Consider the following 24,495-nt stretch of genomic DNA (forward strand, 5'->3'; position numbering starts at 1 on the left):
GTATCGCCTTTATTATTTCTAAAATTCAGAACTCTGCCTTCAACGCGAAGTGATGATCGGATAATCACCATTGACGAGCTCTTGAACAAATGCGGATCCAGCGCCAGTGTGCGTAATCCAAACCTTCTCTTTCGCACGCGTAATCGCCACGTAAAACAGCCTGCGCTCTTCTGCGTGAGGGAATTTGTCTTTAGACTCGGTCAATGCACCATCAATGTGAATTTGCTTCTTCTTCGCAGGGAACTGCCCCTCATCCACAGAAAGAATAATGACAAAATCAGCCTCTCGCCCTTTACTCGCATGGCAAGTCATAAAACGAATATCGAGATTAGGAAAACGTCGCAACCAATCGTCATACAAGTCGGGCTTATGATAATGATTACGTCCTAACAATAAGACTGACTTGGTTTGCTTGGCTTGTTGATTCAATTGATCCAAGATCTTTTCAACTTGGTTGCTCGGTGCGGTATGCACACTCTTCTGCTTACGTTGCTTGTGGCTATTTAGTGTTTTCGGCAATTGCGATGGGTTTTGCTGAACAAAAGTGTTTGCCACATCACCAATCTGATTGTTGAAACGATAAGTCGTATCTAGATGATGAACGGTAGAGTGAGCAAAGCGCTCTTTAAACCCAGTGATAAGATCGACGTCCGCACCAGCAAACTGATAGATGGCCTGCCAGTCATCACCAACCGCAAACAACGTCGCACCCGCTTGTTTCTGTGTGGATTCACACAGTGCTTCAATCAGTGCTAAACGGTCTGGAGAGATATCTTGGTACTCATCGACCATAATGAAGCGCCATGGGGAGACAAATTTCCCTTTATTTACATAATCTGTTGCACGACTGATCATGGTAGGGAAATCCACTTGATTGCTTTCTTTAAGCATTTTCTGCCACGCCGTAAAACATGGCCAACACAAGGCGAGTTCGCTGTTTAAACGAGTATAGTCTTGGTGATTTACCAACTTTTCTTGCACTTGCTTTTTGGTTAGCCCTACTGCAGCTAAGTGAGACAACTGAGAGTCTAGCCACGCGATCAGTTTTGGGTTTTCTGAGTGACTTCCTAACTCATCGTCCCCTTTTAAATAGGCAATCGGCCATTTGTCTAAATGTTTTTGCCAACGTTTAAAGTTAGTAGGCGTCATCCAATGCTTTTTCAGCCAATCTACACACCATGCTGTTCGCTGGTTGTCATCTAACGCCAACGGACTGATCTCAACAGGCTGTTGCTCAACTTGATTGAGTATATATAAGCCTAGTTGATGGAACGTATTCACACGCACACCGTCTGCGGCCATGCCTACTTTATCCACTAAACGCTCTTTCATTTCAGTCGCGGCATCACGACCGAAAGCCAGCATAAGCAACTCTTCTGCTTGAGCCTGGTGGCTTTGCAACAAGTATGCAACTCGAGCCGTTAAAACACTGGTTTTGCCAGAGCCTGCGCCAGCAAGGACTAAGTTGTGATCATCGTTAAGCAACACCGCATATTGCTGGGATAAGTTTAAAGGCGAAGATTCTATGCGATTAAACAGCACTTCCCAATTCGGACGTTCTTCCTCAAGCCAATCACGATTACGCTCACCAAGCGTCGCAGACGTATCAATAAGCCAAGGTTCTATTTCCGCCATGCGATTCGGCATCCGCATTTTGGCTTCTTCTAGAGTAGTTTTCATTTCGCTTAACTCTTGGTTAAGACTTTCCACCCAGGAGACCACTTGAGAGTGCGATAGATAGGCAGGAAGATGCTTAAGTTTGTAGAGCTCTTCTTCCCACTTAGGTAGATACTCAGCCAGTTTTCGGCACTGAGTATTGTGCCATTCTTGATACTGACGAACAGCTTCAAGAGCAAACTTACGGCATTGTGGCCACGGTAGCCCTTGTACTAGCCAGCTTTGTTGTTTGCCTTCGTGCTCATGAGCAAAAAACTGCAAAGAGCTCCATAACAACCCACGCTTTACGCTAACTTTGCCATTCCAGATCGTAAAAGGAATATGTTCTTCACTGCCTATTGAGCTTAATAAAACACTGTTCTCTTTTATTTCGACGTGATGGTACTCATTTTGAATAAAAAACTGTGCTTTGCTAGTGGCAGTGAGCTGCATGAAACGTGCGCCTTTTAATTTAGAAGTTGTCGATTTATATCATTTTAAGGCGCCAAATTGTAGCAATGGCAAGCACCTAAGTAAGCATCTTCTTTTATTCTTTAATAAAATTCACATTACTGTCGATTTAGTAACCTAAAGCTCATTCTATTTGAAGCTGACTTTACAATTATCGACACATTGCGTGGCTGCTTTAGTATAAGTCAATGACATCCCTGTTGATTTTATCAGCAACAACGAATTTTTCTTAAAGTAAATCATAAACGCGCTATAGTGGGTTTGGTAGTATTCCCCCGTTCTTCATCGGAAACATAAGGCGCATTGTGCAAGCAACTTCTAAATTTCGGCTCTATTGGGCAAACAAGACCATAAATTACAGCGTTCTTATCCTAATCACCTTACTGGGTGTAGTTATCCCGACTTGGTACTTCGAGCAAAACACGCTGATCACGCCGCTAATATTGGGCGTTATTGCTGCTGCTTTGGCAGAGAGTGATGACAGCTTCACTGGGCGCATCAAAGCGCTGATTCTGACCTTTCTCTGTTTTGCGCTCGCCGCTTTCTCAATTGAAATCTTATTCGACACCCCTTGGGCATTTGCATTAGGGTTATTTATCTCAACCTTTGGTTTTATCATTCTTGGAGCGATAGGTCCTAAATATGCGAGCATTGCTTTTGGCTCTTTGCTGATCGCCATTTACACCATGCTTGGCGCACATGAGAGTACTAACATTTGGTTTCAGCCACTGCTGCTTTTAACTGGTGCTGCTTGGTATTACTTCATGTCGATGATTTGGCAGATATTTTGGCCTCTTCAGCCTGTACAACAAAGCTTAGCCAATGTGTTCTTCCAAATGGCAAATTATCTCGATGCGAAAGCCAAGCTTTTTCACCCTGTCACCAACCTAACGCCACAGCCACTTCGGATTGAAGCCGCCAAGTGCAACGCAGCGACGGTGATGGCGCTAAACGCTTGCAAAGCCACATTACTAAACCGCTCGAAACGCGGCCACATTGATGGCCCTAGTGACCGATTCTTAAATATCTACTTCATCGCTCAAGACATCCACGAACGAGTCAGCTCTAGCCATTACCGCTATCAAGATTTAGCAACTGAATTTGAACGTTCTGATGTGCTGTTTCGTTTTAAATATCTTTTGGAATCTCAAGCCCAAGCGTGTCGTGATATTGCATTAGCGATTCAGCTAGGGAATGAATACTCACATACCGATCAGTCCATCTTGGCCTTAGCTGAAGTGCAAAATTCACTTGCTTACTTAGAAGAACAAAAGCAAGGACACTGGAAACGTCTGCTAATGCAGTTAACATATTTATTCAATAACTTAGCGACGGTAGAAAAGCAACTGAATAACATTAACAACCCAGATGTTGAGGGCCTAGAGGAAGATACGCTCGCCGATACTAACCCGCACACATTAAAAGCCATGTGGCAGCGTATATCCGCGAATTTACACAAAGATTCGATGCTGTTTCGACACGCATTGCGTATGTCGATTGCCTTGACGATTGGTTATGGAATCATTCAAGTATTCAATATCGACCGAGGTTACTGGATACTCTTAACCACTCTCTTCGTGTGTCAGCCGAACTACAGTGCAACGCGTCAAAAACTGACTGCGCGAGTCATAGGCACATTAGCTGGTTTGTTAATTGGCGTACCATTACTGACTTTCTTCCCTTCTCAAGAAAGCCAGTTAGTATTCATCGTTATTTCTGGCGTGATGTTTTTCGCCTTTCGGATGAACAATTACGGATACGCAACTGGATTCATCACACTTCTGGTCCTCTTCTTATTCAACCAGTTAGGTGAAGGTTACGCGGTTGTGCTTCCTCGACTAGCTGATACCCTCATCGGGTGTGTGCTTGCTGTAGGAGCCGTGCTGGTTATTTTGCCAGATTGGCAATCGAGAAGGCTGCACAAAGTCATGTCGGATGCGATAGATGCTAACAAACAGTATCTCGATCAGATCATTGGTCAGTATCGAATTGGTAAAAAGGACAACTTGAGCTATCGCATTGCTCGTCGTCAAGCCCATAACAGTGATGCCTCACTTTCTTCTGCCATCAGTACAATGCTTGCGGAACCTGGTAAATATCGTGCTGCCGTTGATGAGAGCTTCCGCTTCTTAACGTTAAATCACGCAATGCTGAACTATATTTCTGCTCTTGGTGCGCACCGAACTCGCATTGAAGATGAGTCAATTCATAAGCTCGTTTTAGATGCACACCGCTGTATTCATCAGCATTTAGACGTCCTCCATAAACAGCTTCACCAGCATTGCGAAGAGTGCGATTTATCTAATATTGACGACGCAGGACTTGAGCAACGCTTGAATGAGTGGCGAGATGAAGATGATAGTTCCGCTCGCATGGTACTGCAGCAACTTCACCTTATCTATCGCATGCTCCCAGAGCTACATTCACTTGCCAGTAAGTTTGCAGTGAGGGTGAACTAGTAACACACGCATATAAAAGGGAAGCGAATTGTCGCTTCCTTTTTTCTTTCTACTTTTCTATCTACCCCAAAGTGGGTAATTATGTACCTTCATAGGAAAAATCTGACGTATCACTTAACACACCTTGACAATGTTCGGACAAAAAGCAATCGATCAAATTCTAATCTATCTAGGTTGAATAAATATGTTGTATCCAAAGGACGAAGAATTTCGGGAAATGAAGGATAAACCGAATTACAGCGAGGGTATTGATATGAACGCACAACAATTTAATGAACTTAAACAAAAGCTCAGTGATTTAACGGCGAGTCAGTTGAAATCATTACAGGGTGAGATAAGCGTAAAGTTAAACAAAACACAAAACCCAGTACTTTCTGTTGAAGAAAGAGAAATGCTTTCTAAACTGTTTGCTTAATCAAATCATTGATATAAAACACTTGAACGTTTTATAAACTCCACCTATGCTCTCATTAGCATAGTATTGGGAGTGGTGATATGCCTGTATCAGGAATTCAATCTGGGCACCAAATTGTTCAGATGTCACAGCAGATGGCTGAAAAAGCCGCGCATGGTATTAATGATAATTTAGGTAAAGTGAAAGAAGAGATCGCTTCTCACAACATCGATTTGGCTAAAGTGGCAGATGTCGCAATAACCGCTTCAACTCCTAGCCTCCCTTCTCAAAAAGTTGAATCACTCATCAACCTTACGCAAGCTGCAGGTTACAACCGAGTGGGTGCGTCCGTCATTGAGAAAAACAATGAAGTCATTGGCAGCTTACTCGATATTCACGTCTAAAACTTCTTAGTTCCGACCTGTCACTACAAATCCGTAACAAGCCCTCTTTTGCTACCTAATGTTGTGCTATTTCGATTCAATAAGTCTCGATAAAAACCAATAACTCCCAATAAAAACGGACGCCTTGTTAAAGCCGCCCGTTTTATGTTGAATCCAAATTTATCCGTTATCAATAACACCGTGATTCAGCAATGACTCTACAATCTCATTGGAGCTAAGACCGTTGAAGTCTATCGATGTACCTAAGTTTTCCACAACAATGGTTTGCTGGACATTTGCATCCGTCGTAATGTTCAGAGAAACATTTTCTGTTGATGCGTCGTAATCGGCTTGAATGTGCGCAAGTAAATCATCAATACCTGCCGTTGGGTCATTCAAATCAGCGATCACGTCTTTGAGGTCAATGGTGTCCTCATTGACGCTAAAGTCAGTGATGGTGTCAATCGCACCATTATCCACCGTGTCTTCTGTCCATTTAAAGATATCGCTACCCGCACCACCAGTCAGAATATCAGAGCCTAGTCCGCCGATAAGCACGTCATCTCCATCTCCTCCTAGGATATAATCATCTCCCGTACCTGCTGCTAAAGTAATGCCTGCATCACTACCAATAAGATAGCTGTCTTCACTTTCAGCAGACTGATCAATATCTTGACTATTTAGCGTAACGTTTAGATTAATATCTAATGGCGTTGAATACGCTTGGTCACCATTTGATGCAGTAGAAACCGCAGTCAATCTAATATCGTAATCTCCCGGGATCGCATTATTGATGTGTAGCGTATCAATTTCATCTTCTGGAACAGTCCATGTTGTACCATCAAAGCTAATATTCGATGTTGTAGCTTCACTCGTGATAGTGGCTCCTCTTGGCACGCCAGTGAGCTCTAAGGCCAGTACTTCATCGACATCGGTCAACGCAGCCATAATACCCACCAGCGCGATGCCTTGACGGCTTGCACTTTGACTCGCACTAATTCTTTGAATGTAACTAAAGTTCTGATCAATGGCCAAGTTTGGTACGTCAGCGACAGGCGTTACGTTGATATCAAACGTTTCTGATGTTTGTAGTGAGGTACCCGTTAAGTTGTCATAGAAGATACCGTTGTCATCAGCGGTAACGGTAAGCGCAATAGAATTGCTGTTCACGTCACTGGCATCAATAAATACACCGACATCCGGATCCGTCGAAGCGAAAAGACTATTAAGCTGAGACAAAGTCCCCATCAGTACAGTTTCACCTGCTAAACCAACGCCTTGAGTAATGCCACTCCCCGCCGGGACAACGACACTTATATCACCCTCATCGATGCTGAGTGACACCGTCATGATTTCATTCTCATGAACACCTGCAAAATCAACATCGGTAATTTCGATACCTGAGATTTTTTGATCCGATGACTCCACAATCGTATTTGTGACCATTGAGCCATCAATCTCCGGAGCATCGTTAATCGCCTGCACTGTCATCACGGCTGAGCCACTGACGGTCCTCGGATCCGAGACGCCATTGGTCATGCCATCATCCGTAATATCGTAATTAAAGCTTACATCCCCGTAAAAATCAGGAGCAGGTTCAAAGCTCCACTCCGTTGAGCTCAGTTGAGTAAGCGTCCCTGCTGCAGGGTCGACAAGCGTAACATTGCTAACGGTTAAATTGTCCGACTCAATATCAACCGCATTAACCAGCAAGTCTGCTGCGGTAACAATAACAGCGCCGCTGTCTTCATCAATACTTGTCAACGTCACTTCCGATGTTGTTGGCGCATCATTCACCTCTGTGACTGCAATTACAAATTGGCTACTATTTGAATTGAGTGTTTCATCGACACCGCTAATCACGATACCTTCGTTGCCTTGGTCATCGACAGTGATATCGACATTGACGTTACCAAAGAAGTTAAGCGCTGGATTAAACTCTACTAAACCATCAGCGATAGCGGCGTTAAGGTCAGATACGGTTCCTTTCAGTTCAATTGAACCCGTGCCGTCTCCAGAAACCGTCAATCCGTAATTGGCAATAATCGATGGATTGAGCACCAAGTAACCGCTATCGACAGCAATATTCAAGACATACTCTGCGGTAGGATCATCAAGTACCGCATCCACATCCGAAATACCAAATGTATCCAGCAGGATAGCGTTGTCTTCTGGTGTTTCAACGTCAATGACATTCGCCAACTCCGGTCGATCATTCACCGCTTCAACATCAACAGCTACGTCAAACTCCTCGGCTGAACCTAAACTTTGGCGACCATCGAGCCCGGTATCAACCGCTTGCACTTTGAAATGCAGTGACCCTCCCCATGAGTTATCGTTTCGATCACCAGAATTAAAGACCACTTGATCCAAATCTTGAGCATCGATTTCTAATACGAAGACGCCATTTCCTTGGTCAGTAAACACCGTTCCATCAGGTAATGAAACACTCGCCCCATCAGGGACATTTGAAATCTCAACTCTCAGCGTCTCTGGATCATTTTCCTGGTAGGTTGCGCCATCTCCGATGGACTCTTTGTTATCAACCACCAACGCATTGACGTTGATAACAATATCTTCTCCCTCATTCCCCGCAGCTGAAGTATCAGGATTCACATCAACATCATCGCCAATAGGATTCACAACCAGCGTAAAGTTATTAGTTCGCTCAGTTGGTACTTGTAACAATTCTTCTTGGATGAACACGGTAATGCCAATCTCTGCCTCACCACTGAAGTTTTTCGGCGGTTTGATTTGGATGTCACTCAAATCAACGGATGTCTGAGTAACGTATTTTAGCTGAATACTCCATTCTCCTCCGCCGTTGTTCTTAACAACATAATCAGAGGAATTGGATTGCACGACAAAGTCATCAGGGATCCCTGTTAACTTGAGTGAAACGAAACTTTCAGAGCCATCATTATCGTTTAAGCTGATCGAAACCCCTGAACCTGATTGATTCAACGAAATTAAGGTATCTTCGTCACCAACCACGGTAATTGGCTGCGTAGGATCGGCACCTGTAATCGTGATATCGTCCACCACTGGCGTAACTTCGAATGTCACATCATCAGTAAAAGTTCTTATGTCGATATTATCGCCAGGGTTATTTAGGATAGACTGATCAAATACAGCCTCGTCCGTGATCTCTCCTTCGATATTAATCTTGACGGTGTTTTGTCCCCCACCTACGGGATAATTTTCTTTCGGCTTAAACAGAACATTATCAAGCGCACCCGCTAAAATCTCTGCTTCATTAAACTCAATACTTGTCCCTAAGCTATTGCCATTTGCGTCAACAAACTCCCCCAGTGTTGTGTCATCGAGCTCTAACTTGATATTCGTTAGCGTTTCCTGACCACCTTGGATATTGTTATAACGGTCAGCAAAATCGACATTTAGATTAAGTTGGATTAAACCATCTTCATAACCCACACCATCCGCCGTTGGTACATCGTTATTTAGGTCATTAACTGGTTGTTTGTTAGCGTCTAAACCGAGAGTACCTGTGATATCCACTGTCACATTTGGTGTAACATCACCATCTAATGGCTGATCACCCGCCGAACTCGGAACATCTGCAATCGGTAAAACCTGAACTGGAATTCGCACGTTGTTTTCTTTTTCGTCGCCAGACTCTGTGTCTTTGGTGACAAACCTTACAGGCAATTCGAAATCACCAGCATAATCTTCTGCCAAGTGCATAGTTAAACCGTCCAAACCTGTGATATTGCCACTAGCATCAATATCTGCTTGGAAAACGTATTTACCATTGACAAAATCGATATCAGTGCCTGTTATCACCAAGCCTGGAGGAATACCGGGTGCGGATGGATCAATAACAACAGTCAAAACATCTTCCACACCATCCGCATTAATCGCATCGACTTTCGACGTCAATTGAGTGCCAAGGTCGATCGCATTATCTTCCGATGCTTCAATTTGGACGTCATCAGCCACCTGAATTTCAGCTGCAACACTTGTTTGCGGCGTGAGAACCGTCGGAAACTCAAGTGTCACGTCAGTTTCTCTTACTACTGTTGCGTCTTTTTCAACGTTATCTTCACCTAAATCGTTGACCTCGGCATAGATGGTTAACCCAATTTGAGATAGACCGCCGTTGTCACCATCATCGCTGTCGTCGTTTGGCGTTAAATCAAGACCCGAAGGCGCTTTAATCGAGAAGTTTTCTTCGTCAATGACTGTCCATCGACCGCCGCCTTCGTTCAATGCACCAACAATGACCAATTGATTGAGAATCTCAGGGTCGACATTGTGGAACTGAACAACAAGCTGAGTCACCACTTCATCTGAAGAGGCGTCAAACTCTTGGTATTTGATGATATTCGCACCAGACTCCCCACCCGTTGAAGTATTGATCGTAAAATCAATGTTCCCTTGACCGTCTGACTTCACGATGTCAGTGACAACGCCAGTGCTTTCAGTAACAAGCAAACGTGTCTGGGCGTCTAGCGATCCTGTTGTATTTTCTGGCTCAACGATTGGATTGACTTGGACATGCACCATGCCATTGATGGTTTTTTCTGCAATTCCCTGTCCTGGATTAGAAGCATCGACATATTCGTGGTCAATCTCTTTTACCGTCACCGTAGTATTTAAATCAAAGTCAGTACTGGAGTCTTGCTCTAATTGCACCTGGATATAACCGCTTTGAGAGATTCGAGCAGAGAAGTCTTGCTCCGACTCGTTCGCTAGTGGCGAAAGTGTTAATGTTCCAGAAACCAATGTTTGTGCTACACCATCGACATAAACCGTGCTGCCTGGAGGAAACCCAGAAATCGTCACATCACTAAAGAACTCGTCTGTATCAGGGCTTTGAGCCAACGTTGGCTTCCAATCAATATTAAAGCGTGTATCTTCATCACCTTCTGATTGAACCGTGTAGTTATCTTGCGCATCAATGACAGGAGCGACAATAATTCGGATCTCACCCGACGAGGTCCGACTGTGACCATCATTCTCTGTGACGATCGTCGTCGCTGTAATATGAATGTTCTCCGTCGATGACGCTTCCGGTTTAATAACAATTCCAGAATTAATATTCGCCGTGGTGATATTGGCTTCATAGATTGGCTGATTTTGCGCGTCATAACCTACAAAAGTCAGATCGACGGATGCACCATCACTATCAAATACCTCAACACCTGCCGGAATATTGGACAGCAGAACCGTAACCGACTCTGAGTGATCATTCGGGTTATCTGGTAACTCGCCAGAGATGACGCTAAAGCCCAACTCTACTTGACCATTCTCATCGATATTAGTCTCAATACCTCTTATATTGCCGTCATTAAACTCATGCCAGATCCCTGATTTATCATTCAGCTCGATAAATGGTATGTCAGCTACGCCTTTCACACCGACGATCACTGTTTTACTACCTAGCGACAAAATATCTTCGGCAACCCCATTAGATAACGATGCCGTGTCTTTTACGATACCTTCAACGTTGAAAGTAAAGTCATCATTGCTGTGCAAGGGAGGAAGCACTTCGACGTTGGCTAACTCAGATTCTGGCACTTCGTAATAGAGTACATTGCCGCTTGAATCGGTCACTTCCACGATTTGGCTTGGGTTTGCTGAATCAAGCCACACTAACGTAACGCCATCAATTGAGAAGTCAGAAATACGCACAAACAGTGCTTCAGAACCATCTAAATCCGCAGACGGCTTCATGGTAATTACTTCACTTAACTGAAGTGGATCATGATCCGTAACAGGATTGACGGTATCTTGAGTTCGAGCGTTATCCTCAAAGACATTGATTCGGTTGACCGTAAAACTACCTGGGTCCGCGATTGGGTTAACATCAATGATGATAGTTTCTGTCTCTGAACGTGCCGTTTCCTTCCCTGATAACGGATTATTGTTTTCTGTCGTAATCGCGGTTACATCAATCTTGATTTCGCCCGAGAAATTATCGATTGGATCAATTTGAACGTCACCAATTCGGCTGGCATCTACGAGATACACACCACCAGTTTTTGGAATCGCGCTACCATCCGAATAGACTAACTCCGCGTTACCTTCTCCTTGTGTAAAGATGAGCTCGTACACTATATTTTCAGGATTACTAGTATCCTGAGTTTCCGCCGTGATATTAAGTGCGACGTTGTTTCCGTCTTCATCGACAGAATAGTTAAACTCGCTGCTCGTCGTCCAAGTCGCAATATCTGCCACACTCTCAACTTGAATATTCAAATTACCATTAATAACGTGGTCAGCTGAGCCATTGTTCAGTATTTCCACACGGATACGAGGATCAATACCTGAAACGTCAGTCGAGGTATGACGATCTGGGACAAAATACAAGTTATCTAAAGAGACCAGCTCGCCACTAAATGATTGCTCGACATTCGAGGCATCGAGAACAACCGTATCACCTACTGGTGCCAATTCAATGAAGTTCCCGCTGCCATCTCGGTAATAGAACGTACCGTTGTGCGTGCTTGCATCTCGAATAGTGATATCACCTAAGCTTTCGTTACGATCGATATCATGCAAATCGATAACCAAATCGACTTTCGCCGGTGTCACATCCAGCGTCGACAAGTTGTCCTGAGTATTTGCAGAGTCAACGCCCACAACGACACCATCACGCCCTTGGTCCTCGAACGCAGTAACGGTAGACGTGTCAATTTGCGCATTACGGTCTCTTATCGAGATATCCACATCGGCATCTGCGATATCGCCATCACCATCGGTTGCAACAACGTTGATGGTGAAATCAATCGAGTCGGTTTCGGTATGGTCAAGATCGTCATTAGGACGGAATGACACACTGCCATCAGTTCGAACAACCAAACGACCGATTTCAGTATCCACTCCGTCAAGAACCTTGTGAACAAATACGACTTGGTCGCTGCCGTTCAAATCGACAGAATCGGAATCAACACCGTTTTGCTTAAAGTAAATGCCTGAATCATCAGCCGAAAATGAAGTTATTTGTGCGCCGTCAGCACCAAGATCGTCATCACCTTCTACAGGGTCTTGGAATAAGTGAACCGTGCGGCTGCCTTGCCCCTCAACACGCGAAATAGATGCATCGTACAAGGTTGGAACATCATCGGTAATCGTCACTGGTAAGTTAATACCGGCCGTATCGCCATCGACATCGGTCGCGAAGACTGGGAGATCAAGTATGAGTGTATCTTCGCCTTGGGTTGAGTGGTCTAGCGCCCCCTCAAGCGTAAACTTGTAAGAGCCGTCAGCGTTCAAAACTAGCGTGAACACTGAGTTACCATCAGGTGTTTGACCTTGATAAGTAAAGTTGTTGTTGCTTACCGCGGTTTGAACTAACGTCACCGCGAGGCCACCTGAAGTTACTCCTGGTATCGGGTTAGAAGTAAGATCCAACTGGTAAGAGACAACGGTATCTGCCCCTTCCACCGTATCGAAATTACCCGTTGCTTCAAGGCTGTCTTTGTTGGTTGCCTGAGAACCATTAGCGAGGTCATCCTCGTCAACAGCCAAAGCATCTGCTGATTTAATTTCAGGAATGTCATCAACGATGGTGATTGGAAGGTTCAGTGATGATGACGTGTCACCATCAAAATCTGTGACTGTAATTGGGATATCAATGACAAGGTTATTTTCACCTTGAACAGCGTCATGGTCGATGGGTCCCAACAGTTCAAATTGGTAACTGTCATTATTCGCATCAAGAGACAGCGTGAAGATCTTAGTCGATGTGCCAGTAATCACCGCTTCGTAACTGGTTACACCACCAACCGAGCTCACCACATTCAACTCAATGCTGCTGCCGTTCGACGTTAAGCCAGACACAACCGTGTTGAGGTCAGAAACTTGGTAGCTGACAATCTCATCCGCACCATCAACGACTTCAAATCCACCAGTTAATAACGTTGAATCGCCACTTGTCGTGTCTGAGCCACCAGCAAGATCATCTTCATCAACGGTTTGTTGGCTAGAGTCTGTCACTTTCACAATCGCTGGAACATCGTCCACCACAGTGATCGGCAAGGTGATGTTATTGGACACATCGCCGTCAAAATCGGTCGCGTTGACTGGGAAGTTGATGACTAACGAGTTTTCATCGTTACCCGCAGGATGATCAAGTGCACCCAACAGTTCAAATTCATAGCTGTCTGCTGAACCATTTAGCGTCAGTTTAAAGACGATATCCGTCGTACCTTGTACGTAAGCTCGGTACTCAATCACACCATTTGAATTTGAAAACTCAACCAATTCAAGCACTTGACTACCTGAGGTAAGGCTGGACACAGGCGACGTTAAGCTATCCAGCTGGAAGCTAACTATAGTATCGGCACCATCGGTAACGTCAAAATTGCCACCAATGATATAAGGTTCTGGCGTGTCGTCCGAACCTTGGCTTGGAATATCATCCTCATCCACAGACAAGGTACTACCAGAGCTAATAGCATCAATGGTTGGCTTGTCATCTACGATGGTCACTGGCAAGGTCGCAGTGATAGTATCGTTGTCGCCATCCGTGATCTTCACAGGTAGATTCAACAAAATCTCATCAGAGTTAACCGCGTGATCTAACTGACCAGATAACTCAAAGTCGTATTTACCATCTTGATGAAGTGTCAACGTGAACACCGTCACTCCACCCGGAGTTTGCCCTACGTAAACAAGTGCGTCAGCAGTTGAGGCACTAGCGTCTTGAGAAAGCGTTACCTCTTCTCCACCCGATTTCAGATTCGGGATAGGATTTGAGCTCAGATCCAATTCGAAAGCATCAATACCATCTGCGCTGGTTACTTCAAATTCACCCGATACCGTTAATGGCTCTTTAGTGCCATCAGAACCAAGAGGTAAGTCATCTTCGTCTACACGTAGACTTTCAATATTGGTAACAACTGGAACATCGTCCACAACGGTAATTGGCAATGTGAAGGCTGGTGAAGTATCACCATCATTATCTGTCGCCGTCACAGGGAGGTTAATAACAATCTCGTTTTGCTGATTACCATCTGGATGATCAAGCGGCTTCTGTAAATCGAACTCGTAGGTGTTGTTCGTTGCATCCAACGTCAGTTCGAAAACCACTTCAGCAGGATTGCCAGCAACACCTTGGTATACGTTCACACCGTTTGCGTTAGAAGACAGAACTAAGGTGATAGCTTCACCATCTGAAGTCAGTGACGCAACAGGCGTGGTCAGGTCACTAAGCTGAATAGAAGCAACTTGGTCAGCACCTTCGGTGATATCAAAAGTACCTGAAATAACAGTATCTTCTGCACTTGCAGCATCAGTACCTGCTGGTAGGTCATCTTCATCAACGGTTTGTTCACTGCCTGCTAGTAAACCATCAATGGTCGGAACATCATCCACAACCGTAATTGGTAAGGTGATGTTGTTCGACACGTCTCCATCAAAGTCAGTCGCGTTTATCGGCAAATTGATGACCAGTTCATTTTGGCCATCAGCATTTGGATGATCGAGAGGAGCAAGCAAATCGAACGTGTAGCTGTCATTAGAGGCATCGAGTGTCACACGGAATACTGGTGTCGTCGTGCCATCAATACGAGCTTCGTAAACTGAAACGCCACCTGCGTTTGATACTTCAACCATAACCAATGATTGACCACCAGAGGTCAGGCCTTGTACTGGCGTGGTTAGGTCAGAAACGCCGTACTCCACAATGCCATCAGAGCCATCAGTCGCGATGAAGTTACCAGCAATGCTGTTCGATTGCGTACCATCAGATCCGACTGTTGGGATATCGTCCTCGTCAACCGTTTGCACACTTGTTGCTTCGATGCCACCAAGCGTCGGTTTGTCATCAACGATCTTGACAGGGATTGTCTCAGCAGAGGTATCGCCATCAAAGTCTGTTGCGATGATTGGGAAGTTCAGTGTCAGCTCGTCACTATTAACAGCATGATCAATTGGACCTTCAAGCGTGAAGTTATAGCTTCCATCAGTATTCACTGTCAGTGTAAAGACCGCTTCACTCCCCGCCGTCGCCTCGTAAGTAAAGCTACCGTCGCCATTTGCGGTTTCAGTCAGCGTGACGGCCACACCTTGTGATGTAAGGCCAGCTACTGGTGTTGCAGAAGCGTCAAGCTGATAACTCACCACTCGGTCCGAGCCTTGTGTGGTGGTAAAGTTGCCATCGATTGAAATCGGGTCAGTTTGGTCTGAGCCAATCGTGCCTAAGTCATCTTCATCAACGGTAATCGCATCAACATCGGTAATGGTCGGTTTATCATCCACGATAGTGACTGGGATCGTTTCTGTGGTGGTATCACCATCAAAATCTGTCGCGATGATTGGGAAGTTCAACGTTAGCTCATCACTGTCTACCGCATGGTCGATTGGACCTTGAAGCGTGAAGTTGTAACTGCCGTCGCTGTTCACCGTCAAGGTAAATACGGCTTCTGATCCTGCGGTAGCGGTATAGGTGAAACTGCCATCCGCATTCGCGCTTTCCGTAATTGTCACCACTACCCCGCGTGAGGTTAAGCCATCAACAGGGTTAGAGGACGCGTCTAACTGATAACGCACAACATGATCAGAACCCATCGTGACAAAGTGACCATCAATCGACACGGACTCGTTTTGATCAGAGCCAATTGTCGCCAAGTCATCTTCATTCACGCTGATCGCATCAACATTAATGATGCTTGGCTGATCATCAACAATAGTGACAGGCAGTATTTTAGTTGAAGTGTCGCCATCAAAGTCTGTTGCGATAATCGGGAAATCGATTTGTAGGCTGTCGCTATTCATCGCATGGTCTAGTGGACCTTGCAGAGTAAAGGTGTAGCTGCCATCTGGCTTCAGCACTAACTCAAATACGGCATTGCCATCTGCTGTGGCAGTGTAAGTAAAGCTACCATCACCGTTTGCCGTCTCAGCAAGCACGACAGGTTCACCATGAGAGGTCAATCCAGCAACTGGATTTGCCGTTGCATCAAGCTGGTATTTAACAACGCTGTCCGAGCCTTCTGTCGTACTAAACGAACCAGACATAAACGCATCATCGTTTTGGTCTGAGCCTATTGTGGCGAGATCATCTTCGTCTACTGTCAGTGGAACAACGTTGTCGATGCTTGGAACGTCATCAGTAATCGTGACTGGAATGGTCGCGGTCGTCGTATCACCATCAAAATCCGTCGCAATGATTTGGAAGTTCAGTACTAACTCATCGCTGTTTAACGCATGGTCGACCGGACCTTCCAGACGGAAGTTGTATGTTCCGTCAGCATTCACATTCATGGTGAAAACAGGATTGCCATCAGCGGTAGCCACGTAAGTAAAGCTGCCATCGGCATTCGCAGTCTCTACCAAAGTAACAGACTCACCTTGAGAAGTTAAACCTGCGACAGGATCAGCCGTTGAATCAAGTTGGTAGCTCACCACACGGTCTGAACCTTGAGTAGTGGTGAACGCGCCTTCAACAAACACAGCGTCAGATTGGTCTGAGCCAATGCCTGATAAATCATCTTCGTCTACAGCCAGCGGCACGACGTTATCGATGACTGGTGCATCATCCGTGATCGTGACTGGAATAGTTGCCGTGGCCGTATCACCATCAAAATCGGTGGCAATAATCGGGAAATCAATGGTTAGGCTGTCGCTGTTGGTCGCATGGTCGATTGGTCCTTGAAGCGTAAAGTCGTACGTACCATCCGTTGCGACGTTTAGGGTAAAAATAGGATTACCATCTGCGGTCGCGACATAGGTAAAGCTGCCGTCACCATTCGCGGTTTCGACCAAGGTAATCGCCTCACCTTGAGACGTCAGGCCCGCAACAGGATCGGCTGTTGAATCCAATTGATAGCTCACCACTCGGTCAGAGCCTTGAGTAGTTGTAAACGCGCCTTCAACAAACAGATCGCCGCCTGGGTCTGAGCCCAAACCGCCAAGGTCATCTTCATCGACACTTAACGCATACACCGCTGTGATGGTCGGTACATCATCAACAATCGTGACTGGAATGGTTTCAGTGACAGTGTCGCCATCAAAGTCGGTTGCTATAATTGGGAAGTTCAGTATCAACTCGTCACTATCAACCGCGTGGTCAATTGGACCTTCAAGCGTGAAGTTGTAAGTACCATCAGTATTCACAGTCAGCGTAAAGATCGCTTCAGAACCCGCTGTCGCTTCATAAGTGAAACTACCATCACCATTTGCGGTTTCTGTTAGCGTGACAGCCACACCTTGCGATGTTAAACCGTCGACCGGTGTTGCAGAAGCATCAAGTTGGTAACTCACCACTCGGTCTGAGCCTTGCGTGGTGGTGAAACTACCATCAATAGAAATTGGATTGCTTTGATCTGAACCGATTGATGCTAGATCATCTTCATCAACCGTAATTGCATCCACGTCAGTAATAACTGGCTTATCGTCCACGATGGTGACAGGGATAGTCGCGTTTGTGGTGTCGCCATCAAAGTCTGTTGCGATGATTGGAAAGTTGAGCGTTAACTCATCGCTATCTACTGCGTGGTCGATTGGCCCTTCAAGCGTGAAGTTATAAGAGCCATCAGTGTTCACTGTCAGTGTAAAGACCGACTCAGTGCCTGCTGTCGCTTGGTAGGTAAAGCTGCCATCACCGTTTACCATTTCAGTTAGCGTGACTGCTACACCTTGTGATGTAAGGCCGTCAACTGGTGTTGCAGAAGCATCGAGCTGATAGCTCACCACTCGGTCCGAGCCTTGTGTGGTGGTGAAGTTGCCATCAATTGAAATCGGATCAGTCTGGTCTGAGCCAATTGTTGCTAAGTCATCTTCATCAACAGTAATCGCATCGACATCGGTAATGGTTGGCTTATCATCCACGATGGTAACAGGCAGTACAATTTGACTTGTGTCACCATCGAAATCAGTAGCAATAACACTAAAATCAAGAGTTAAACTGTCGCTATTTGCCGCATGGTCGATTGGACCTTGCAGCTCAAAACTGTACGAGCCGTCGGTATTCAAAATAAGTGTGAAGACTGCACTGCCATTTGCCGTTGCGCTATAAGTGTAACTGCCGTCTGCATTTTGAGTTTCGGCAATGGAGACGGTTTGACCTTGAGATTGCAGGCCATTTAAAGGATCAGCGTTTACATCCAGCTGATACTGTACAACGCCATCAGAGCCCTGAGTTGTCGTGAACTGGCCTTCAACCAGCGTTGGCTGTGATTGGTCAGAGCCTACCGAACTTAAGTCATCTTCATCGACGGTAAGAGCAACAACGTCGTTAATGGTTGGCACATCATCAGCAATGGTTACCGGTAGAACAAGTGAACTGGTGTCACCGTCAAAGTCCGTTGCGACAATAGTGAAGTCTAGAGTTAAGCTATCGCTACCCACAGCATGATCGATTGGGCCTTCAAGACTAAATGAATAAGAACCATCAGGGTTCACTTGTAAGGTGAAGATAGCGTCCCCTTCTGCCGTTGCAGAATAGGTAAAGCTGCCATCTGAGTTGACAGTTTCCGTCAGAGAGATAGATCGACCCTGTGATTCCAACCCATTGAGTGGATCAGTGCCGCTCTCTAATTGATAACTTACAACACGGTCTGAGCCCTGAGTCGTCGTGAAACTGCCTTGCGCGAGCACAGAGTCGCTTTGATCGGAGCCGATGCTTGATAAATCGTCTTCATCGACGGCTAGCGCATCAACGCCATCAATCGTAGGAACGTCATCTTGAACTTGAATGACAATTTGCGCCGCTTCTGGTGTGTTCGAACCTTGGGTAATCGAGGAGCGATCGCCATCCGCATCTACCGCGTAAACTGGCAGTGAGAAAGTGAGCGCATCATCATTAGCACCCGTATGGTCGAGTTGTTCATACAAGTTGAATTGATATTCGCCCAATGCAGGAGCATCGATCGCCACATCAAATACGGTAATACGCACGCCATCCAGCTCGATGAAACCCTCGTAAGTACGCACGCCGTTACTCTCGGACGCTAATTCTAGTTGAACAACCTGCCCTTGAGATTGGAGTTCTCCACCAACATTAAACTCTGTAGGTTCCAACTCATAATGGTCAATGATGTCACTACCGACCGCTGTCGTGATCGACCCAGAGCCACTTGTTACTACCGCGCCTTCCTGTGAACCTTGGTCAACACCCGCTTCGTCTAAAGACAATCCCGTCACGGTTTCAATCACTGGATTATCGCCATCAAGGATGTTTAACGTAAAGGTGTTGCTTGCCGTATCTTGGTCGAAATCGACGATTGTGGTTGGCAAAGAGAGCTCAATCGTATCTTCACCGTTTGTTTGTTCTAACGGCTTAAATTGCTCAAATTGGTAGGTACCATCAGTGTTAAGACTGATAGTTAAAACGGTTTCATTAGAGCCCGCAATGGACAAGGTGATAGTGCTGCCGTCTTCAGATAGTACCGCCTCTGTCGCCTGATTATCACTCAATAGGCCATCAAATTGACTAAGTCCTTCTTGATTAAATGTGACCGTTGCCAATTGATCACTACCAATATCAACAAAAGTGCCAGTAATCGGAGTAGAAGAAGATTCAACGTTTTCGAAAGTAACGTTTTGCGGCGCCGGATTATCGCCATCAATAACGGTTGTCGTGAAATCGATAGGTGCTTGAATGCTGTTACCACCAATATCTGCGCCTGTAATGTCAAAAGCGATATTGATTTGATCACTGACGATCGATACTTGGCCATCAGAAACAGACGCGACATGGTCAATGCCCTGGCTAATCGTGGTAACGACCTCTAACTCTAAATCACGGCCTAAAGATGTCGCTTCGATCTCTATACGAAGCACTTCGTTACCTTCTTGAGTGCCGATAATGGCATTTTGCGCTTCGTCATAAACGAACGCCACTGGCTGACCAGCAGAGGTAATATCACTATTTAGCTCGGTTAACAGAGACTCTAATGAGGACGTTTCAGGTACAAATGAAGCGGTATCAAGTGCGAGATCCCCTGCTTCAACCAGCACACTAGAAGAAATGGTTTGCGGATAGCTTGATAGAGAAATTGAGCCTTCTGTTACGCTAGATTGCAATGATTGTCCGCCATCGGCAAAAATAGTGACATCTAAATCATCAGCTTCATCGCGTTCTTCTACACCGCTACGAGTCGCTGACGTCTCAAAAAAGGTGGAAGCAAGTACTTCCGGATTATTATATTCAACGGTCACATAGCCAGCATTGGCTGAGCCTTCAGCGCCAGCACCAGCACCAGCAGCCGTTGCTTCCAAAATAGCAGTCGGGTCAGCACCATCTAAAATGGCCTGTTGGATAGCCGCGACATCATTAGCGTCAAAGTTAGCACCTTCGATAGATGTTGGATCGAAAGTAACCTGGCCATTAACTGGAGATTGCAGCAAGGTTTCTGGTTGTTCAAAAGAAGGTTCTGGAAGGCACGCGACACAATTAGCATCAACCAGATACAGCTCATTATGTATCTGTACATCAAGAGAAGCGTTATTTTCAGTAATGATCACTTCGCCAGATATTAACTCATCCCCTGCTTTTATAGACCTGACTTTTCCATCCAGACCTAAAACCAAGACTTCACCTTTGACAGCATTTACAATCGCGTTCTGCGGCACGGTTTGCGTACTCATCTGACCTCCGCTAATGGCCTACGTTTCCCATTAACCTTTTTAGATAGTTTTTAAATGATTTAGTGCGGCATACTGCACACCTTTAGACGATTAGACTAAGTATCAACTCATTAAACAATCGATAAATGGCGCACTAATGAGCAAAGTAAGCAAAACTTACTAGTAGTCACAGAAATGTGACACATGTCCTAACGCCGCAATATCGATTAATTATATGAAATTGATATCTTATTCCGTATAAGTGTAGTCGTTTTAAAAAAGAAGATAGATGAAAACGCTCAGCTAAACGCCAAACTACCGGTTGCAATCAATAATGGAAGAAAAGCAATAAGAATGTTGTATACACCTGAACGTGATGACAACTTAATCAATATTGGTGACGAGAAAAACGTGACGATTAAATATTGAATGACATAAATCGTTGGACAAAATATAACCATGAAAATGTGGCTCACAATATGAATTCCCGAGCACCACGAATTCGGCTTTGTCCTGATATACAGTAAAAAAAATACGAGCAAGCTAATAAGAAAATACATAAACATCACACTTGAAAATAATTATCATTTTCAATCATATGTAAATATTCCCCCACTTTCAATGATGTGAGAGCTATTAATACCATCGTTATTATCAATCAACACAATAAGTAAAATTATCAGTAATTCCCGTCCTAAACGTTTGCGTAATCGCTAACCTTCTCTTAACCTTGATTTGAGGCTTTTATCACGGTTTTTCCATTGATATAGTGCGTCCATACAACAAAAAAAGACCATTCGAGGCATGGAGCTTCCTCATTAATCTCAAGATGAGAAGAATTGGTACCGACAAAATTCGGCAGATTTTAAGAGGGTCAAAAAATGGACATGAATATGGTTGAGATTTTAGGTTATGCAGCTTCAATCATGGTCGCAATTTCGCTAACTATGAAAGATATTGTTAAGCTTCGTATCCTTAACTTTATTGGTTGTGCGCTATTTACTGCTTACGGACTAATGATTGATTCTTGGCCTGTAGTATTAACTAACGGCTTTATTGCTTGCGTTAATATCTACTTCCTAGCAAAAATGCAACAGGAAAAAAAAAGCCTAGAATCTAGAGCCTAAAAAGCAATAGCATTCGAACAATAAAAGCCCGCGAATGATAAGAGCGCGGGCTTTTTGCTTTTAATGCGCTCTCATTTTCTGCACATTCATCAATAGCTCTAGCGAACCCAGTTAAGTGCTAATGTTTCTCGACGAGAGAACATGTCTACATGCGATGAGATTATCGCCTTCACTGTGCTCAGTTTCTCTTCGGAATCCGCCTCACAAATAATGGTCAAGCTAGACTCGCAAAGAGCAAACTCCGCTTTTCCCGTCGGAAATGTCACCAAACCGCTGTTTTCATTCCAAGTAGCAGGAACCTTTCGTCCAAAATGCCGACAAAGTGTCACTAAGTATTTGTCAGCGTGTTCGCTATCTATTCGGGTGCTTTCTTTAATCATGAATTTACTCGTGTTTTGAAGCGCCCCCTCTCGGGAGCCCTATTAGAATTGATAAGCAGCAGAAAGTTTGAAGTTGCGACCCGGCTCGTAGTCATCAAGCGTGAAGCCACGTGCAGTACCCGAACGAGACGCATGAGAGCTGTACAACTCGTCAAATACATTATCAATACCAAAGGTCACCGACAGTCCATCAATATCAGACGGCACCCATTGAGCATATAGATTATGTACATCATAACTTGCTTTCTTTGGCTGACCATCAAAGACGTTGTCTTCCTCTAGAACAAACATTGAGTTCCACCCGAAGATCGTTTCTAAAGCGTCTGACTGGTAATCCAAAGTTAGAGCAATACTATCACCCATATCAATGCTACGCCCATTACCCCCAGCAACAGGGCCACCAGTATTCTTGTTTTTGGTGTCCGACTTAGAGTAAGAAAGTTTGCTGTTAAACTTGTCGTAGCCATAAGAAGCACTTGCCTCAAAGCCTTTAATCTCGACATCACCTAAGTTGTAAATCAGGTAAGTTTGAGTCGCGTTTTGGTACTGGTCTGCAATGTAATCATCAATTTCCGTTTGGAATGCCGTAATATTCGCTCCAAAGAAATGCTTATCAAAGGTTTTATCAAAACGGACACCACCCTGTGTGTTCAACCCCGTTTCTGGCTTTAGTCCATCCTCTAAAAATGCAACGTCTTGGTAAGCAATAAAGGTTTCCATCAGCTCAGGGCCTTTGAATAGAGAGCGTGCGCTCGCAAACAACGTCCAATCCTGAGTGACTGCCCATTCTGCTGCTAGGGCCCAGGTCACATCATCATAGTTACTCGTCGCCGTTTCAGCTTCACGTTTGTAATCATCAAAACGCATACCTGCGGTAACAAAGAAAGCATCAGAGAAGAAGAACTGGTCTTCTACAAACAATGCGGTTGAAATGGCCGATTCATCCATGAACTTACGACTACCGTAGTAACTTGAAGATGTCTTATCCATGTAGTCGAAACCATAGGTGATTCGATTATCAAACTCACCTAACATAACATCCGACTGGAACTTACCATTCAAACCAAAGTTTTGGTTTTTAGCGGTGTTCTTCGATAAACGGTTCGAAGGCCAGCGAGGAGCCATAACGCTCTCATCCCGTTTAATTTCCGTCTCGGTATTATAAAGCGTGACGTTTCCTTGATGTTGTTCGCCTCGCAGCTCGTAACTCAAGGTAACGGTATCTCGGTCATAATCCGTAGGAATAAGTAACGTGCTCGATAAGCCATTGTTCGCACTACCCGACATATCAGGACGCGGACTGTAATCACCACTGTCTCGGTACATGTCATAAGAGAGCTCAAAACGATGGATGTCGTTTAGTTCATACCCCAACTTAGCCAGAATGTTGTAAACATCACCCGCAGCGCCATAGGTTTTGTTGCCGTCACCATCTTCGAAGTCATCACGCGTAACGTAATGACCATAAACCATCGCATCAATGTTTTCGGACAAAAGCCCGTACAGTGTCAACGAGCCTTGTTGGTTGTCGTTGGATGCATAACCGCCATAAACACGAGCACCAAACGTTTCATCGTAACGAAGTAAATCACGAGCGTCTTTCGTTTCAAAATAAACCGAGCCGCCTAAGCCATTTTGAGTCACAGAGTTATTACCTACCTGGATATCGGCAGATTTGAGAATGTCAGGGTTTAGCGTCAAGTTACCAATGTGATGGAACATGCTCGCATGCTGAGAAGCACCATCAAGACGAATGTCCAAATCGGTTTCGCTCAAACCACGAATGGTAATACGTTGATTCACAGAGTGTGTTCCACCAACATCAACACCGGGAATATCGCGCAGTAAATCAGACATATGATCCGCTTGCTTCAGTGACATGTCGTCCGCAAACATCGACTCAGTATTGCTAGAAACTTTTGTTCCCCATACAACGACTTCTTCAAAATGTGACTCGGTATCTTGAGCTAAAACAGGGTTTGATAGCGCCATTCCCACTGCAAGGCAAAGGCTTGAAAGCTTGATAGATGAACAAGCAGGGCTTTCCATAACTTCATTCCTAAATATTAATGATAATAATTCTCAGAT

General features: G+C 44.8%; 8 protein-coding genes. 4 read left to right on the top strand and 4 right to left on the bottom strand.

Annotated elements, in window-relative coordinates; genetic code table 11:
* Positions 1-39: 39 nt before the first annotated feature.
* A complete protein-coding gene (helD, locus tag R2S67_RS04560; protein WP_006742784.1) occupies positions 40-2,109 on the bottom strand; it encodes a DNA helicase IV in 2,070 nt (689 codons plus the stop codon).
* 323 nt (positions 2,110-2,432) lie between these two features.
* On the opposite strand from helD, the gene yccS reads away from it, so the two are divergent.
* The 3 genes from yccS (at position 2,433) to R2S67_RS04575 (ending at position 5,384) form a co-directional block, all read left to right on the top strand.
* Positions 2,433-4,586, top strand: coding sequence for a YccS family putative transporter (gene yccS / locus R2S67_RS04565; RefSeq protein WP_005396670.1), 2,154 nt, complete (start codon positions 2,433-2,435; stop codon positions 4,584-4,586).
* A 184-nt stretch (positions 4,587-4,770) separates the two neighbouring features.
* Entirely contained in the window at positions 4,771-5,001 is a 231-nt protein-coding gene (locus R2S67_RS04570; protein ID WP_317342738.1) for a hypothetical protein, read from the top strand.
* Between the two features lie 80 nt (positions 5,002-5,081).
* Positions 5,082-5,384, top strand: coding sequence for a hypothetical protein (locus R2S67_RS04575; protein WP_005396673.1), 303 nt, complete (start codon positions 5,082-5,084; stop codon positions 5,382-5,384).
* 159 nt (positions 5,385-5,543) lie between these two features.
* Here the strand turns inward: R2S67_RS04575 and R2S67_RS04580 are convergent, their stop codons facing one another.
* On the bottom strand, positions 5,544-20,921 hold the full coding sequence (locus R2S67_RS04580) for a retention module-containing protein (protein ID WP_317342522.1): 15,378 nt from the start codon (positions 20,919-20,921) through the stop codon (positions 5,544-5,546).
* An 860-nt stretch (positions 20,922-21,781) separates the two neighbouring features.
* On the opposite strand from R2S67_RS04580, the gene R2S67_RS04585 reads away from it, so the two are divergent.
* Complete coding sequence (locus R2S67_RS04585; RefSeq protein WP_005397186.1) at positions 21,782-22,027, top strand: YgjV family protein; 246 nt, start codon at positions 21,782-21,784, stop codon at positions 22,025-22,027.
* A gap of 98 nt (positions 22,028-22,125) precedes the next feature.
* Here R2S67_RS04585 and R2S67_RS04590 read toward each other — a convergent pair whose 3' ends face one another.
* Both R2S67_RS04590 and R2S67_RS04595 read right to left on the bottom strand, forming a co-directional pair.
* A complete protein-coding gene (locus R2S67_RS04590; protein ID WP_046875989.1) occupies positions 22,126-22,407 on the bottom strand; it encodes a DUF2218 domain-containing protein in 282 nt (93 codons plus the stop codon).
* Between the two features lie 42 nt (positions 22,408-22,449).
* Positions 22,450-24,456, bottom strand: coding sequence for a TonB-dependent siderophore receptor (locus tag R2S67_RS04595; RefSeq protein WP_317342524.1), 2,007 nt, complete (start codon positions 24,454-24,456; stop codon positions 22,450-22,452).
* Positions 24,457-24,495 lie beyond the last annotated feature (39 nt).

This window comes from Vibrio sp. T13N, from assembly GCF_032970445.1.
GTDB lineage: Bacteria > Pseudomonadota > Gammaproteobacteria > Enterobacterales > Vibrionaceae > Vibrio > Vibrio diabolicus.